Below are 14,574 nucleotides of genomic sequence, written 5' to 3'. Positions count from 1 at the left end.
GGACGCTCCTCAGGCGGGCGGTGGCCGACCGGCCGGCACCGTCCGTCGGACCGTGACGTACGCGACCACGGCCGCGACGAGGATACACGCCGGCAGCCCGAACACGAGCACGGCGATCCCGAGCTCGCCCACGTCGAACACGACGGCGGCGGTCCCGAGCGGCACGACGACCACGCAGGTAGCGACGGCCACGACCGACGCCCGGTACGCGGCAACGACGCCGGCGTCGAGGTCGCCCACACGACGGCGGTCACGGTAGCGCAGTGTCGCCACCGTCGCGAGGAACGCGGTCACCCCCACGGTGACGCCGACCGGCGCACCGACGAGCAGCGACGGCCAGATGTGGGGGTCGAGAACCGCGGTGACCGCGACCCCTGCGGCGATGAAGGCGAGCAGCCCGACTGCGAGGCCGGCGAGGACCTTCGAGAGTGTCTTCATGTACGGAGAGACGCGCTCTCGTCGGATATAGCCGTATTCTGCTTCCCGGCCGGTGGGAACGAATCCACCACAACCATCATGCGAGTCACTGCCGTAGGCAACGAGCATGGGCGCGTTCTCCTCGCTGTTCACCCGGACGCCGAACCAGCTCCGCTCGCGAGCCATCGTCAAGACGCTGCTGTACCGGGTGCTGATGGTCTTAATCACCGTCGCTGTCGCCTTCGCCGTCACTGACGACGTGCTGGCCGCTGTGAACATCGGGCTGGTGACCAACGTCGTGAAGACCGGGACGTACTACGGCTACGAGCGACTCTGGGACCGGATCGCATGGGGCGTCTGAACCGCGAGCCACGCGGCTCGCTGGGCGTGCAGACGTCCCCGAGAACGCTTCATTACGAGCCGTTATTGCGAGAAGCACTTAAAGAGCCGGGCGAGACGGCACCGGCTCTCCAGGACGGTGGGTCCCCGTAGAACGCCTCACTACGAGCCGTTATCGCGAGAGATACTTAAATGGGTCCGCGAGGGCCGTCCCACGCGAGAGCGGAAGGAGCGACGACGGGACCAAGGAGCGACGACGGGACCACCCCACTGCGCCGCCCCGAACGCACACCGTTCCGGTCGGCAATTCCGGCGTTTGAGTCCGGAACCGGCCTTCAATTCCGCCGTTGAACGGTGACGTGTAGACCGATAACTACGGTGGTACGATGTGACACGATAGACGACCGAACGGCCCCGACGCACGTCGGGGGTTCGGGGGGAACTACCAATGACTGACGAACACACGACCGGACTGACGCGGCGGCGCATCCTCGGCGGCATCGGTGCCGTCGGGGTCGCGTCCGTCGGCGCCGGACTGGGAACGAGCGCGTACTTCAGCGACACCGAATCGTTCGAGGGCAACAGCCTCACCGCAGGCGAGCTGGACCTCAAGGTCGGCTGGCAGCAGGTGTACTACGGCCCGAACGGACTCGAACCGGACGCGGGGCCGGTCCGCCCACGCAACGATGACCTCGGCGAGTTCGTCAACGCCAATCCGGACCACGACGGCGACGGCGAACAGTCCATCGACACCGAGGACGGCGTCTACGACTGGAACATGGGCGGCCCGACCGGCGCGGACACCGACGTCACCGACGTCATCGACTGTGACAACGTCGAGGAGGACTACGCCGAGATGTTCGGCGACCAGGAGACCCTCGTCGCGCTCGACGACGTCAAGCCCGGCGACGGCGGCCAGATCACGTTCAACCTCTGTCTCTGCGACAACCCGGGCTACATCTGGCTCACGCTCGCGAACTTCGTCGAGGGCGAGAACGGCATCACCGAACCCGAGGGCGAGGTCGACAGCACGCCCGACGACGGCGAGCTCGCCGAGCACGTGAACGTGTACGTCGCGCTCGACGAGAACTGCAACTCCCGGTTCAACGACGCGGACACCACCGTCTGGAGCGGGACCCTCGCCGAGGCCCGCGAGGAGGTCGAGACCGGCTCCAACGGCCTCCTCCTCTCCGAGGACTGCTTCGAGGGCGGCGAGTGCCACTGCGTCAACGTCGGCTGGGAGGTGCCCGAGGACGTCGGCAACGTCATCCAGACCGACTCCGTCGGCTTCGACATCGGCTTCTACACCGAGCAGTGCCGGCACAACCCCGACCCGTGCCCGTGCCTCGCTGACGAGTTCGTCGTCGAGGCCGGCGGCGAGCAGCACTGCATCACCGCCATCGAGCACGACATGACCGTCGACGAGTTCTACAACTACAGCCCGCACCAGGCGGGCGAGCCGGCTCTCGGCTACACCGAGAGCGACCGCAGCCAGCTGTTCCTCTACCGGAACACCGGCACCGGCGACACGCACCTCGTGATGATCCACGACACCGTGAGCGACGGCAGCGGTGGCGCGGTCACCTTCGAGTTCGACTTCGAGGGCATCGCCCCCGGCAGCTGGGCCGTGCAGGACGACCCCGAGGATGTCTACACGACCGACAGCGGCGTCATCTCGCAGGCCGACTGGACCTGGGCCAACGCTCCCACCGACGGCGGTGCAATCCCTGTCGACGGCGACCCGTTCCGGGTCGACATCACGCCCGCGTTCAACGACGCAGCCGAGAGGGCACCGCTCAACCCCGGCGAGATCACCTCGTGGGTCGCCCTCTCCGGCGACGACGCCGTCGTCGACCTGCCGATGGACGAACCCGTCAGCATCTATCCCTGCGACGGGAGCGACCTGTAGGGCACTGGACGCCCTCACCGGGTGTATCACCGTCGACACGTCCCATCCTCGGTTTAAGTGCTTCTCGCGATAACGGCTCGTAGTGAGGCGTTCTACGGAGACCCGTACCGGCGAGCGACAGCGCTCTTCGCGGAAGTGATCCACCGCCGAAGTGCGTGGCTCGCGATGTAGTCCGTCGAGAATCGGGATGGACTTGCTGGGATTTGAACCCAGGGCCTCTTCCTTGCGAAGGAAGCGATCTACCGCTGATCTACAAGCCCGCGAACGCATCCAATGCTTGCCCGTGGTGCGTATTAGTACCTTTCCTTTCGGGTGCCGTACGGGGTGGACTGTGACACCGCAAGCAGGTTGACGCGGCCGGCGGCGACGCCGACGAGGAAGCCGGTGAAGTGCGCGAGCAGCGCGACGCCGGGAGCGCCGGTCGCGACGGTGACCACGAGCGCGACGACGAGGAAGACGCCGTACTCGGCCCACGCCGGGATGTCGAGGTTCCGGAGCAGGCCGTCGGTGAGCCGGTTCCCGCCGAGGACGTAGCCGTACAGTGCGAACACGGCGCCGCTCGCACCGAGGACGCCGGGGGCGTCGGTCAGGAGAACCTGAACGAAGCCGGCGAACGCGCCGGTACAGACGAAAAAGAGGTGGAACCGCCACCGGGTCGTGTACCGTTCGAGAATGAACCCGACGAGCACGAGCGCGACGGCGTTCGACAGGAGGTGACCGACGCCGGCATGCGCGTAGACGCTCGTGACGAACGTCCACGGCTGCGAAATCGGTGAGTCGAGGACGAACAGGAAGGCGTAGACGGGTCGCCACGCGCCGAAAATACCGAAGAGACCCACCACGAGCTGCTGGAAGGCGAAGACGACGGCGAAGACGACGAGCGTGTCGAGGGTCGGGCTCCCGCGCGACATATATTCAGTGGAGTCCCGCAGCTACTAAACTGAGGGGGTCGACCGCGCGTCGACCGACGGCGCTGCGCGAGAGAGAGAAGCCGTCGGCAGCGTCCTCAGTCCTCGAGGACGATTTCGATGCTGACGTCGTTCGGCACCTGGATCCGCATCAGCTGACGAAGCGCACGTTCGTCGGCGTCGAGGTCGATCAGGCGCTTGTGGACGCGCATCTCCCAGTGCTCCCACGTCGCGGTCCCCTCACCGTCGGGGGACTTGCGAGTCGGGATCTCCAGCGTCTTCGTCGGGAGCGGAATCGGTCCCGACAGCGAGACGCCGGTCTTGTTCGCGATCTCGCGAACGTCGTCGCAGATGTTGTCGAGGTCGTCGGGGCTGGTGCCCGCGAGACGGACGCGTGCCTGTTGCATCTGTTTACTTCTCGTTGACGCTCAGGACCTGACCGGCGGCGATGGTCTGACCCATGTCACGCACCGCGAAGCTGCCGAGCTCGGAGATCTCGCCGGCCGGCTCGATGCTGAGGGGCTTCTGCGGGCGAACGGTGACCTTCGCCGCGTCGCCGGACTGGATGAAGTCGGGGTTCTCCTCCGCGATCTCACCCGATGCCGGGTCGATCTTGGCGTCGAGGCTCTCGATGGTGCACGCGACCTGTGCGGTGTGCGCGTGGAAGACCGGCGTGTAGCCGGCCGTGATGACGCTCGGGTGCTGCATCACGACGATCTGGGCCTTGAAGGTCTCGGCGACCGTCGGCGGGTCGTCGGCGGGGCCACAGACGTCGCCACGGCGGATGTCGTCCTTGCCGATGCCGCGGACGTTGAACCCGACGTTGTCACCGGGCTCGGCCTTGGGGACCTCCTCGTGGTGCATCTCGATGGTCTTGACCTCGCCGCCCACGTCGCTGGGCTGGAAGGAGACCATGTCGCCCATGTTCATCGTCCCGGTCTCGATACGTCCGACGGGGACGGTACCGATGCCGGAGATGGTGTAGACGTCCTGGATCGGCAGGCGGAGCGGCGCGTCCGTCGGCGGCTCCGGCTCCGGCAGGCTGTTGAGTGCCTCGAGGAGGATCTCGCCGTCGTACCAGTCCGTGTTGTCGGACCGCTCGGCGATGTTGTCGCCCTCGAAGGCGGAGATCGGGATGTACGTGGCGTCGTCGGAGCGGAACTGAACCTGCTTCAGGAGCTTGTTGACCTCCTCCTTGACACCGTTGTACTTGTCCTCGCTGTAGTCGACGATGTCCATCTTGTTGACACCGATGATGAGCTCGCCGATACCCAGCGTACGTGCCAGGAAGACGTGCTCTCGGGTCTGGGGCGCGACACCGTCGTCTGCGGCGACGACGAGCACCGCGTTGTCGGCCTGCGAGGCGCCCGTGATCATGTTCTTGACGAAGTCACGGTGGCCCGGACAGTCGACGATGGTGAAGTTGTACTTATCCGTGTCGAACTCCTGGTGGGCGATGTCGATGGTGACACCTCGCTCTCGCTCCTCGGCGAGGTTGTCCATGACGTAGGCGAACTCGAAGCCGCCCTTGCCCTTCTCTTCGGCTTCCTCTCGGTACTGCTCGATTACGTGCTCCGGGACGCTCCCCGTCTCGAAGAGGAGTCGTCCGACAAGTGTGCTCTTGCCGTGGTCGACGTGGCCGATGATGGCCAGGTTCTGGTGCGGTATGTCGCTCATTGTTATATCTCACGCGCAGAGGCGCTGTGTGGGAAGCTTTCGGCAGAAACGGTTAAAACCATTTCGATACGGACTCCTGCTGACCGCGTCGCCGTCCCGCGGTTTGTGTGACACCGACACACGGTGGCCCCGTCTCGGGTGGCGATTCAGCATTCCAGCCGCGCGACGTCCGCGAGCACCGCACTCGCTGTCTCGTCACCGCCCGCGCCGCGCCCGCGGAGCGCGAGCGTGCCCGCGTGTCTCGTCTCCAGCTGGACGATGTTCTCGGTCCCCCCCACGGCGAGGGGGCTCTCCGTCGGGACGAGCCGCGGGCCGACGCGGATGCCGTCGGGCGTCGCCTCGCCGACGAGGCGGACCGTGCGTCCGTCCGCCTGCGCGAGCGAGAGCGCGCTCGGCGGGATGTCGACGATGCCGGACACCTCGGCGTCGGCGAGCGTGTATCCCCCGTTCCCGAGCACGTTCGCGAGGATGACGCACTTGAGCGCGGCGTCGGTCCCCTCGACGTCGAACGCCGGGTCGGCCTCGGCGACACCGAGGTCCTGGGCTTCGGCGAGCACGTGCTCGTAATCGAGCCCCTCTGCGGCCATCCGCGAGAGGATGAAGTTCGCCGTCCCGTTGAGCACGCCACGGACCGCCGTCACCTGGTCCGGGCCGTAGTCCGCGATGGTGCCCAGCACCGGGATGGCACCCGCGACGGTCGCCTCGAACAGCACCGACCCCTCGCTCTCGGCCTCGAGCCGGCGCACCTCGCCGTAGCGCTCCGCGACCGGCCCCTTGTTCGCGAGCACGACGTGTCGGTCGCGGTCGAGCGCCCCCCGGACGTGCGAGAACCCGGGCTCTGCGTCGTCGAGCGTCGTCGGCGTCGCCTCGACCAGCACGTCGTACTCCGCGGCGAGCGCGTCCCCGGGGTCCGCACCGCCGACACTGCCCCGGGCGGACTTCCGCGACAGCACCGTCTCGGGGTCGAGCCCGTCCGCGTCGATGGCCGCCCCCCTCGAATCCGCGACCGCGGTGACCGTATGCCCGTGCTCGCCCGCCAGCTTCACGACCGACCGCCCGACCGCGCCCGCACCGAGGACGGCGAGCCTCATCGCTCACCCTCCACGAGCGGCTCCACGACCTGCAGTCCCTTCCGGTCGGCCACGTCGCGGACCACCGACAGCACCTCGTCGACCTGTGGCGGGTCGACCGCGAGCCGGAGCCGCGCGCTCGACTGCTCGTCGGTGCCCGCGGGCGCGTCGAGCGAGAAGTCCGTCACCGACGCGCCGCTGCAGGACTCGACCGTCGAGAGCGTATCAGAGAGGTCCGTGTCGACGAGGTGGCCGACGAGCAGCAGCGTCACCTCCTCGGCGTAGCCGTCCGCGCCCGCCTGTGTCACCGTCACGCCCGCGTCGCGCAGCCCCGCCACGATGTCGTCGAACCGGCCCGGCGAGCACTCCAGGTCCACCTCGACCGGGATGTTCCCCCGCGGTGTCAGGTTGCCGCGCTCGTGGAACACCGACAGGAGGTTGCCGCCGTTCTCCGCGATGGGCCGGAGCGCACGCATCAGCTCGCCGGGCTCGTCGACGAGCTCGAGTCGAACCGTGTACGCGCGCCGCGTCTCGGCAACGTCAGCCATCGCTCTCACCCGACACCGGGCGTCGTCGCTTCATGTCTACGCTGTTCGCCGGGGCGGACATAAGCCTTCAGCCACGTGCAAGTCTCACCACTGTCCCGTCGTCGTAACACGGTCACACGCCGCGACGCCCGGGTCCGGTGGCTTCTTGCCCCGTCGGGCGTACCCTCGGGTATGTCCATCGCACGCCAGATGGTCGAGGTCGTGGTCGCGAGCGTCCTCGCCATCGCCGGCATCCTGCTGACAGCGCTCGTCGCCCCCTCGATGGCACAGACCGTCGGCATCATCGTCGCCTGCGGCTACTACTTCTCGCGCTACCCCTGGGGGTCGCGCCAGCCCGAGGGCATCAACGACAGCATCGACGCCTTCTACGACCGAATCCTGCCGTTCTGAGTCGTTTCGCACTCGTAGCCGGTCGTGGTGAACGTCGAGACGCCGCCGCCGTCCCCGATTCGAATCAGTAGCACGTAACACGGTTCGTCGCCGAGATCCGTCGTTCTAACCCGCTCCCTCTCGCCGCCATCGACCGAGTATTCGACGGTGAGGCCATCCTCGGCCGCGGTGAAGCCGCCGGTCAACACCCGGCCCGCCACCTCGCCGTCCGACGCGGCATCGAGCGAAACCGTGCGTTCGTACAGTGTCTCGCCGTCGTCGACCACCGTCACCCGCACGTCGTGGGCCCGGTCGTGACTGTTCCGGAGCTCGACCGCCCCGAGGTTCGGAGGACTGTCGTCCCCACCCGAATCGCCGAGACAGCCGCCGAGCAGCGCGATGCTGGCCGCGACCGAGCCGAGCAGTCGCCGCCTGGGGGGCGTGCTTGCCATCGGTGACAGCACCGGGTCGCGCCTGATAAGTTCCCGGCCTGAGTGAGCCTGCCGGGGTCGTTCTGCCCGTTGATTTTCGAATCAACCTGGTGGCGCGTGGCTGGCGAGCGTGCCGAGCACAGCGAGGCCGCTCGCCGACGCTCGCGCGAGGGACGAGAAGCGCAGCGCCAGCGAGCATCGCAGGAGGCTGGGGAGGTACGAGGGCGGTGGCGGTGCGGTCGGGTGGGACTGAAAGGGGCGGCGTGCTCGTCGAGCGAGACGACGCAAGCACCGCAGGAACGAGGAGCGGTCACGAGACGCGAGCGTCTCGTGAGCACACCGGAAATCTCCGATTTCCGGGGACGCAGCGAGTCACAGCCGACGAGCACGCCGGGGCTTTCTGGCCGTTTGCGGTTCAAGCAGTTCCGACGCTAGACGGGCTTTCTGGCTGCGTCAGCCACCAACTCTCCTCACAAACCCCGACGAACCACGAATCGTAGCCACTCACAAAAACGACGAAAGAACCGCAGAAGAAACGAAAGCGACCGAAACCCTCAGTTCAGGTAGTCGGCGCCCTCGGGCAGCTCCAGCTTCATGCCCTTGCGCTCGCGGATCTCCATGATCTTGTCCTTCTGGAGCGAGTCGGACATGAACTCGAAGCCGGCGTTCTCGGTGTTCCACGACGCGCGACCCTCGGTCGCGGAGCGGATGTCCGAGGAGAAGCCGATCATCTCGTCGACGGGCGCGATACCCTCGACGACCATGAGGTCGCCCTCCTGGTACATGTCGTCGACGCGGCCACGGCGGCCCTGGATCTCGCCGGAGGCGGCACCCATGTGCTCGTTGGGCACGTCGATGCGGACGTTCTGCATCGGCTCCAGCAGCGCGACGCCGGAGTGGATGAGGGCACGGTGGACGGCGTTCCGGACTGCCGGGATCACCTGTGCCGGACCGCGGTGGATGGTGTCCTCGTGCAGGCGGGCGTCCTTCAGGCGCAGGAGCGAACCCTGGACGGGCTCCGCGGCGAGCGGGCCGTCCTCGAGGGCCTCCTCGAGCCCCTCGATGAAGAGCTCCATCGTCTCGTTGAGGTGCTGGATACCCTTCGTGTCGTCGAGCAGGATGTTGGTGCCGTAGATGTGCTCGACGTTCTGGGAGGAGTCCTTGTCCATGCCGGCCTCCTGCAGGGCCTCGCGGCGTTCCTGCTCGGGCATGTCCATGGAGACCTCGCCGAGACGGATCTTCTCGACGATCTCCTCGCTCATCGGTTCGAGGGTGAGGTAGAACCGGTTGTGGCGGTTCGGCGAGATACCCTCGACCTCCTCGGTCGCCTGGCGCGGGGCCTCGCGGTAGACGACGATGGGCTCACCGGTCGAGACCGGGATGCCCTGGTTGCGCTCGATGCGCTGGGTGATGACCTCGAGGTGGAGCTCGCCCTGTCCGGAGATGAGGTGCTCGCCGGTGTCCTCGTTGATCTCGATCTGGATGGTCGGGTCCTCCTTGGAGACCTGACGCAGCGTCTCGATGAGCTTCGGCAGGTCGTCCATGCTCTTCGCCTCGACGGACTTCGTGATGACCGGCTCCGAGATGTGCTCGATGGACTCGAAGGGAGTCATCTCGATGGAGGAGACGGTGGAGCCGGCGATGGCGTCGCGCAGACCGGTGACGGCTGCGATGTTGCCTGCCGGGACGTGTTCGACCTCCTCGCGCTCGCCGCCCATGTAGATACCGACGGACTGGACGCGGTTCTTGCCCGCGGTCCCGGAGACGTAGAGCTCCTGGCCCTTCTCGACGGTGCCGGAGAAGACGCGGCCGGTCGCGATCTCGCCGGCGTGGGGGTCCATCCCGATGTCGGTGACCATCAGGACGACCTCGCCCTCGTCGTCGACCAGACGCATCTGCTCTGCGATGTCGAGGTCGTCGTCGCCACGCCAGATGCGCGGGACACGCCGGGGCTGGGCGTCGACCGGGTTCGGGAAGTGCTCGACGACCATGTCGAGCACGACGTTCGACAGCGGCGTCTTCTCGTGGAGCTCCTGACGCTGGTCGCTGCGCTCCATGTCGATGATGTCGCCGAAGTCGAGGCCGGTGCGCTGCATCGAGGTGACCGAGACGCCCCACATGTACAGGGCGGAGCCGAACGCGACGGTGCCGTCCTCGACGGAGACGGTCCAGTCGTCGACGTCGTCCATGTCCTCGGTCATCCCGCGGATGAGCTCGTTGACGTCGGCGATGACCTTCTGGAGGCGCTCCTGCATCTCCTGGGGCCCCTCCTGGAGCTCGCTGATGAGGCGGTCGACCTTGTTGATGAACAGGGCCGGCTTCACGCCCTCGCGCAGGGCCTGCCGGACGACGGTCTCCGTCTGGGGCATCGCGCCCTCGACGGCGTCGACGACGACGAGCGCACCGTCGACCGCGCGCATCGCGCGGGTGACGTCGCCACCGAAGTCGACGTGGCCGGGAGTGTCGATGAGGTTGATGAGGTGGTTCTGGCCCTCGAACTCGTGGGTCATCGAGACGTTCGCCGCGTCGATGGTGATCCCACGCTCCTGCTCGTCCTCCTCGGTGTCCATCATGAGCTTGGTCGCCTCACCTTCGTCGGCGATCATGCCCGTTCCGGCGAGCAGGTTGTCTGTGAGCGTTGTCTTGCCGTGGTCGACGTGTGCGGCGATGGCGATGTTCCGGATCTGCTCCGGCTCGTCCATCAGTCGCTCGCACTCGTCGACGATCTTCTTGCGTCTACCCATTGATGCCTGATACCGGCACAAGGTTCAAAAGTAACGCGGTTTCAATCGGGGTGGAACCCCACGAATACCCGGGTGTTGGCCCCCGATTCGGACGTTCGTGCGACAACGATACACACGGTCCCGGGTGGTGACATGAAATCGGCACCGCATGACGCGGCAACCGGTACCACAGCCGCAACGCTCATACGCGAGAGAGCCGTGATACTGGTGTACATGGAGGTTCGCGTGCAGGACGGCGGACCGACCGCCCCGTTTCTCAGCGCCAGGGACGTCTTCGAGACCGAGTGCGACCTCGACCTGCCGGTCCGCGTGCACGTCCGGGAGAACCCGGACGAGCGGACGTGGACGGGCCACTACGACGACCACCACGTCCTCAACATCTCGAGACGGGCGGCCACGAGCGCGATGGCCCGCGAGCTCGCGCTCCACGAGTTCGCCCACATGGTCCGCTACGAGGAGTCCCACCCGTCACACACCCAGTCGACCGACGAGGCGCTGTTCCTCGGGCTCGCCGGCAACAGCGTCGAACGCCACAAGGTCGCCCAGTGCTACCAGATCGCCAACCACATGAAGGACATCTACGCCGACGACATCACGATGCGCGTCGCCTCGGCCGACAAGCTCGTGTCCTTCCTGGAATCCGGGCTCGCCGCCGCCGTCGCCGACCAGCCCCGCCCGTTCCGCGGCGGCCTCGTTCCCGCGAACCCGGGCTCCGACCCCGACATCACCGCGGTCAACGCCGCGTTCGCGCTGGCACTCGTCGAACGCCACGACCTCGCCGGCCCGGACCATCGGCTGTACGACCTCGCCGCCGCCGCCGCCAGCGACGCCCCCGACGTGAGCCTCGACCAGTTCAAAGAGCGGTTCGTCTCGCTCGTCGACGACCCGACCGAGAGCGAGTACCGCAAGTCGCTCGTCGACGTGACCCGCGCGTTCGCGCTCGGCGGGCAGCAGGCTGCGGACTGAGGAACCACCCGGGTACGACAACGGTTCGATTTTCACCACCGGCGCGCGCCGGCGCGCGTGTCGGGCGAAGTGAGACCGCGAGCCTGTGGCGCGCGAGGGCTGAGGAACGGAGCGAGCATCGGTCAGCGGAGCGAGCAGCGGTCACGAGACGCTTGCGTCTCGTGAGCCGACCTGAGATCTCCAATTTCCGAGGATGAGAGGCTGGGGAGGTGTGCGGTGCGGTCGCCGTCGACTGGGACTGAAAGGGGCCGGGGGCTCTCTGGTCGTTTCCGGTCCGGAAGCGTCCCACGACTAGCAGAGCGTTGTGACTGTTCACATTCACCCCGTCCCATGGTCACAGACACCCCAGCAGACCTTGCTGAGTGGGAGAGACTTATTACGCTGATTTCGCTAGCGATACGCGTGCCCTCGCCCTTCGACGTGTTGCAGGTGGACCCCGACGCCGACGAGGAGACGGTGCACCGGGCGTACCGTCGGCGGGTGAAGGAGGTCCACCCGGACCAGGGTGGGTCGGCGCGGGAGTTCCAGCTGGTCCAGTCGGCCTACGAGACCATCGTCGACGGGAGCGCCGACAGCTGGTACGAGACGAACGGGACCGACGAGCCGGCGACGGCGGCGGAGTCCGCGCCGGAGCCCGAGCGGGACCCGAACGTCTACGTGGAGTACCTCGACTACGAGGCGGTCGTGGCGAACGGCTGGGAGCTCGGCGACGACGAGCTGTTCCGGAAGGCTCGCCGCGCCGGACTGGCCGAGGAATCGTACGGCAGTTTCGAGGTCGAGCCCGGCGACTACCTGCTGGAGGCCGCCGAGGAGCAGGGGTTCGACTGGCCGTTCTCGTGTCGCGGCGGCGCGTGCGCGAACTGCGCGGTGCTCGTCGTCGACGGCGCACTCGAGATGACCGTCGACAACGTGCTCTCGGACGAGCTCGTCGCACAGGGCATCCAGCTCTCCTGTATCGGGACGCCGGTGACCGACGACCTGCAGGTGGTCTACAACGTGAAGGACCTGCCCGGGCTGGAGGAGCTCCAGTTACCGTCGCGGATGAACTGACCGGTCAGGGCCACAGGCCGAGCGTGACTGACAGCCCCGCGACCGCCAGCCCAGCGCCGACGGTCGAGACGACCGCGTCGGCCGCGGTGAACCGGAATTTCGGCGGCGTCGGCTCCCACGAGAAACACCGTGCCCGGAGCGCCAGCGCCAGCCGGTCGGCACGCTCGAACGCCCGGGCGAGTCCGAGGCGGCCGAGACGGCCGAGGCGGTCGGTCACCGGGCGCTCGCCACCGAGACGGGCACGCATCGCGGTCCGGGCGGCGAGCAGGTCGCGGCGGAGCACCGGCAGGAACCGGGCGGTGAGTGCGACGCCGACACCGAGCAGGCGGCCCGCCTTCCCGGGGACGTACCGCTGGATGGTCGCTCGCGTCTCGCGAACGGGGGTGGTGCGGACGTACGCCGCGCCGACGAACAGCACCAGCGCGACCCGGCTCACGGCGAGCGTCGAGGCGACTGCCCGCCCGGGGGTGAGCCGAGGTGGCGAGAGCGCGACCAGGTCGAGGGCCGGGCCGCTGAACAGGAGCACGAACACGAACCAGTACGTGCGGACGACCGCGACGGGGCTGGTCCGCGAGCCGACGAGCGCGAGGCCAGCGACGACCGCCACCGCGGCGAGCCAGCGCGGCGTCGGGCTCGCGAACGCGGCGAGCGCGAAGCCGAACTGGAACAGGAGCTTCGAGCGCGCGTCGAGCCGGTGGGCGGGCGTGCCGCCGGGTGTGTAGCTGATCATGGCGAGGTGCTCACGGCGGCACGTCGACCGCCACGCCGTCGAGGTCGCCCCGCACCGATTCCGGCGGACCGTCGGCGACGATGCGCCCGTCGGCGAGCGCGACGACGCGGTCCGCGGTGTCGAACCACTCGCGGAGGTCGTGCGTGACGACGACGACGCTCGTCCCGTCGGCATGGAGCTCTGCGAGGCGCGCGCGGACGGACTCGCGACCGGTCGCGTCCAGCCCGGCGAGCGGTTCGTCGAGTATCAGGTGCGCCGGCTCCATCGCCAGCGCGCCCGCGATGGCGACCCGGGCCTCCTCCCCGCCGGAGAGCTCGTCGACGCGTTCGTCCTCGCGCTCGGCCATCCCTACGGCATCGAGGGCGTCTTCGACCCGGCTGTCGACCTCGTCGCGGTCGAGGCCCAGGTTCTCGGGGCCGAACGCCACGTCAGCGCCGACCGTCGCGGCGACGAGCTGGTCGCGGGGGTGCTGGAACACCATGCCGACGCGGGTGCGGGCACGCACGAGGTTCTCGTGGACGGACGTGCCGTCGACGACGACCCGGCCCGAATCGGGGGCGAGCAGGCCGTTGCACTGCCGGACGAGCGTCGTCTTCCCGCTGCCGTTCGCGCCGACGACGAGGACGAACTCGCCGTCGTCGACGGTCGTCGACACGTCGTCGAGCACCTGCGTGTCGCCGTAGCTGTGCGAGAGGTCCTCGACGCGGATCATTCGACGAGTGCGTCGAGTTCGCCGGTCCGGACGAGGCCGAGCGTCGCGAGTATCTTCAGCACGTCACCCGGGAGGAAGATGGCCGCCCCGACGACGACCGCCTCCGGCATCGTCACCGTCGGCCCCGACAGCCCGACGAACGGCACGTCAAGTGGGACCGCCATCGAGGCAGACAGGGAGTACTCAGTCGTCTCCGCGAGCCACGGCACGCCGAGCGCGTAGATGACGGCGATGCCGACGAACAGCGCGAGGGACTGCCGCCACGCCGGAACCGACGACGGCCGCTCCGCGTCGAGCCCACCGTGGGCGACCAGCCCGATGACCACTGCCGCGACGACGTAGCCGACGAGGTAGCCGCCCGTCGGGCCGAGGGCGTAGCCGAGTCCCGCACCGCCGTCCGAGAACACCGGCACGCCGGCCGCGCCGGTGAGCAGGTACAGTAGCATCGAGAACCCACCCCAGCGCGCGCCGAGCAACAGCCCGGCGGCGTACACCCCGAACGGCTGGAAGGACACCGGCGCGGGCAACCCCGGCACGGGAATCGACACCTGTGCGAGCGCGGCCGTCAGCGCCGCGACGACCGCCGCCAGCGCGAGCCGTTCGACCGTCTCGTCGGCGACGAGGTCGACCGATTCGTGCGAGTCGGACATACGTCTCGAATTACCGTCAACCAATAATAGAGTGCCGGTTTACGAGCGCGGAGG

Annotated in this window: 16 protein-coding genes and 1 tRNA gene; 5 read left to right on the top strand and 12 right to left on the bottom strand. The window is 68.0% G+C overall.

Features of this window, described 5'->3' with window-relative positions; translation table 11 throughout:
* Nucleotides 1-9: 9 nt before the first annotated feature.
* Entirely contained in the window at nucleotides 10-438 is a 429-nt protein-coding gene (locus NOW55_RS07855) for a DUF8147 domain-containing protein (RefSeq protein WP_256399552.1), read from the bottom strand.
* Nucleotides 439-544: 106 nt separating this feature from the next.
* Between NOW55_RS07855 and NOW55_RS07850 the strand changes: the two genes are divergently transcribed.
* Together NOW55_RS07850 and NOW55_RS07845 are read left to right on the top strand one after the other, a co-directional pair.
* Complete coding sequence (locus NOW55_RS07850; protein WP_256399551.1) at nucleotides 545-778, top strand: DUF2061 domain-containing protein; 234 nt, start codon at nucleotides 545-547, stop codon at nucleotides 776-778.
* A gap of 426 nt (nucleotides 779-1,204) precedes the next feature.
* The gene (locus tag NOW55_RS07845) at nucleotides 1,205-2,665 is read left to right on the top strand and encodes a SipW-dependent-type signal peptide-containing protein (RefSeq protein ID WP_256399550.1); all 1,461 of its coding nucleotides are present in this window, start codon (nucleotides 1,205-1,207) and stop codon (nucleotides 2,663-2,665) included.
* A gap of 188 nt (nucleotides 2,666-2,853) precedes the next feature.
* Here NOW55_RS07845 and NOW55_RS07840 read toward each other — a convergent pair.
* From NOW55_RS07840 to NOW55_RS07815, 6 genes are all read right to left on the bottom strand, one after another.
* Nucleotides 2,854-2,925: transfer RNA gene (locus tag NOW55_RS07840), tRNA-Ala, on the bottom strand.
* Nucleotides 2,926-2,958: 33 nt separating this feature from the next.
* A complete protein-coding gene (locus tag NOW55_RS07835; RefSeq protein WP_256399549.1) occupies nucleotides 2,959-3,576 on the bottom strand; it encodes a rhomboid family intramembrane serine protease in 618 nt (205 codons plus the stop codon).
* Nucleotides 3,577-3,671: 95 nt separating this feature from the next.
* Nucleotides 3,672-3,980: a 30S ribosomal protein S10 gene (gene rpsJ, locus NOW55_RS07830; RefSeq protein ID WP_089733751.1), complete on the bottom strand. Its 309-nt coding sequence runs from the start codon at nucleotides 3,978-3,980 to the stop codon at nucleotides 3,672-3,674.
* A 4-nt stretch (nucleotides 3,981-3,984) separates the two neighbouring features.
* The gene (gene tuf / locus NOW55_RS07825; RefSeq protein WP_256399548.1) at nucleotides 3,985-5,250 is read right to left on the bottom strand and encodes a translation elongation factor EF-1 subunit alpha; all 1,266 of its coding nucleotides are present in this window, start codon (nucleotides 5,248-5,250) and stop codon (nucleotides 3,985-3,987) included.
* Nucleotides 5,251-5,396: 146 nt separating this feature from the next.
* Nucleotides 5,397-6,341, bottom strand: a complete 945-nt coding sequence (locus NOW55_RS07820) for a homoserine dehydrogenase (protein ID WP_256399547.1) — start codon at nucleotides 6,339-6,341, stop codon at nucleotides 5,397-5,399.
* Nucleotides 6,338-6,868 (bottom strand): amino acid-binding protein, encoded by a 531-nt coding sequence (locus tag NOW55_RS07815; protein WP_256399546.1) that lies wholly within the window; start codon nucleotides 6,866-6,868, stop codon nucleotides 6,338-6,340. The genes NOW55_RS07820 and NOW55_RS07815 overlap by 4 nt, the downstream gene beginning before the upstream one ends.
* 171 nt (nucleotides 6,869-7,039) lie before the next feature.
* Between NOW55_RS07815 and NOW55_RS07810 the strand changes: the two genes are divergently transcribed.
* Entirely contained in the window at nucleotides 7,040-7,258 is a 219-nt protein-coding gene (locus tag NOW55_RS07810) for a hypothetical protein (protein WP_256399545.1), read from the top strand.
* Here the strand turns inward: NOW55_RS07810 and NOW55_RS07805 are convergent.
* Nucleotides 7,234-7,689: an Ig-like domain-containing protein gene (locus NOW55_RS07805; protein ID WP_256399544.1), complete on the bottom strand. Its 456-nt coding sequence runs from the start codon at nucleotides 7,687-7,689 to the stop codon at nucleotides 7,234-7,236. The two genes, NOW55_RS07810 and NOW55_RS07805, sit on opposite strands and share 25 nt — an antisense overlap.
* A gap of 533 nt (nucleotides 7,690-8,222) precedes the next feature.
* Nucleotides 8,223-10,412 carry an elongation factor EF-2 gene (locus tag NOW55_RS07800; protein WP_256399543.1) on the bottom strand — a complete coding sequence of 730 codons (2,190 nt, stop codon included), beginning with the start codon at nucleotides 10,410-10,412 and terminating at the stop codon, nucleotides 8,223-8,225.
* 213 nt (nucleotides 10,413-10,625) lie between these two features.
* Between NOW55_RS07800 and NOW55_RS07795 the strand changes: the two genes are divergently transcribed.
* Both NOW55_RS07795 and fer read left to right on the top strand, forming a co-directional pair.
* Nucleotides 10,626-11,378, top strand: coding sequence for a DUF5781 family protein (locus NOW55_RS07795; protein WP_256399542.1), 753 nt, complete (start codon nucleotides 10,626-10,628; stop codon nucleotides 11,376-11,378).
* 402 nt (nucleotides 11,379-11,780) lie between these two features.
* The gene (gene fer / locus NOW55_RS07790) at nucleotides 11,781-12,428 is read left to right on the top strand and encodes a ferredoxin Fer (protein ID WP_256399541.1); all 648 of its coding nucleotides are present in this window, start codon (nucleotides 11,781-11,783) and stop codon (nucleotides 12,426-12,428) included.
* 4 nt (nucleotides 12,429-12,432) lie between these two features.
* Here the strand turns inward: fer and NOW55_RS07785 are convergent, their stop codons facing one another.
* From NOW55_RS07785 to NOW55_RS07775, 3 genes are read right to left on the bottom strand one after another with little or no spacing between them, the layout of a single operon-like run.
* Nucleotides 12,433-13,158 carry an energy-coupling factor transporter transmembrane component T family protein gene (locus tag NOW55_RS07785; RefSeq protein WP_256399540.1) on the bottom strand — a complete coding sequence of 242 codons (726 nt, stop codon included), beginning with the start codon at nucleotides 13,156-13,158 and terminating at the stop codon, nucleotides 12,433-12,435.
* 10 nt (nucleotides 13,159-13,168) lie between these two features.
* Nucleotides 13,169-13,870 (bottom strand): energy-coupling factor ABC transporter ATP-binding protein, encoded by a 702-nt coding sequence (locus NOW55_RS07780; protein ID WP_256399539.1) that lies wholly within the window; start codon nucleotides 13,868-13,870, stop codon nucleotides 13,169-13,171.
* Nucleotides 13,867-14,520, bottom strand: coding sequence for a biotin transporter BioY (locus NOW55_RS07775; RefSeq protein ID WP_256399538.1), 654 nt, complete (start codon nucleotides 14,518-14,520; stop codon nucleotides 13,867-13,869). Before NOW55_RS07775 ends, NOW55_RS07780 begins: the two co-directional genes overlap by 4 nt.
* Between the last annotated feature and the right edge of the window lie 54 nt (nucleotides 14,521-14,574).

The organism is Haloarchaeobius litoreus (assembly GCF_024495425.1).
Taxonomy (GTDB): domain Archaea; phylum Halobacteriota; class Halobacteria; order Halobacteriales; family Natrialbaceae; genus Haloarchaeobius; species Haloarchaeobius litoreus.
Note: the sequence above shows the minus strand (reverse complement) of the source record. Positions and strands in the feature narration are given on the sequence as shown.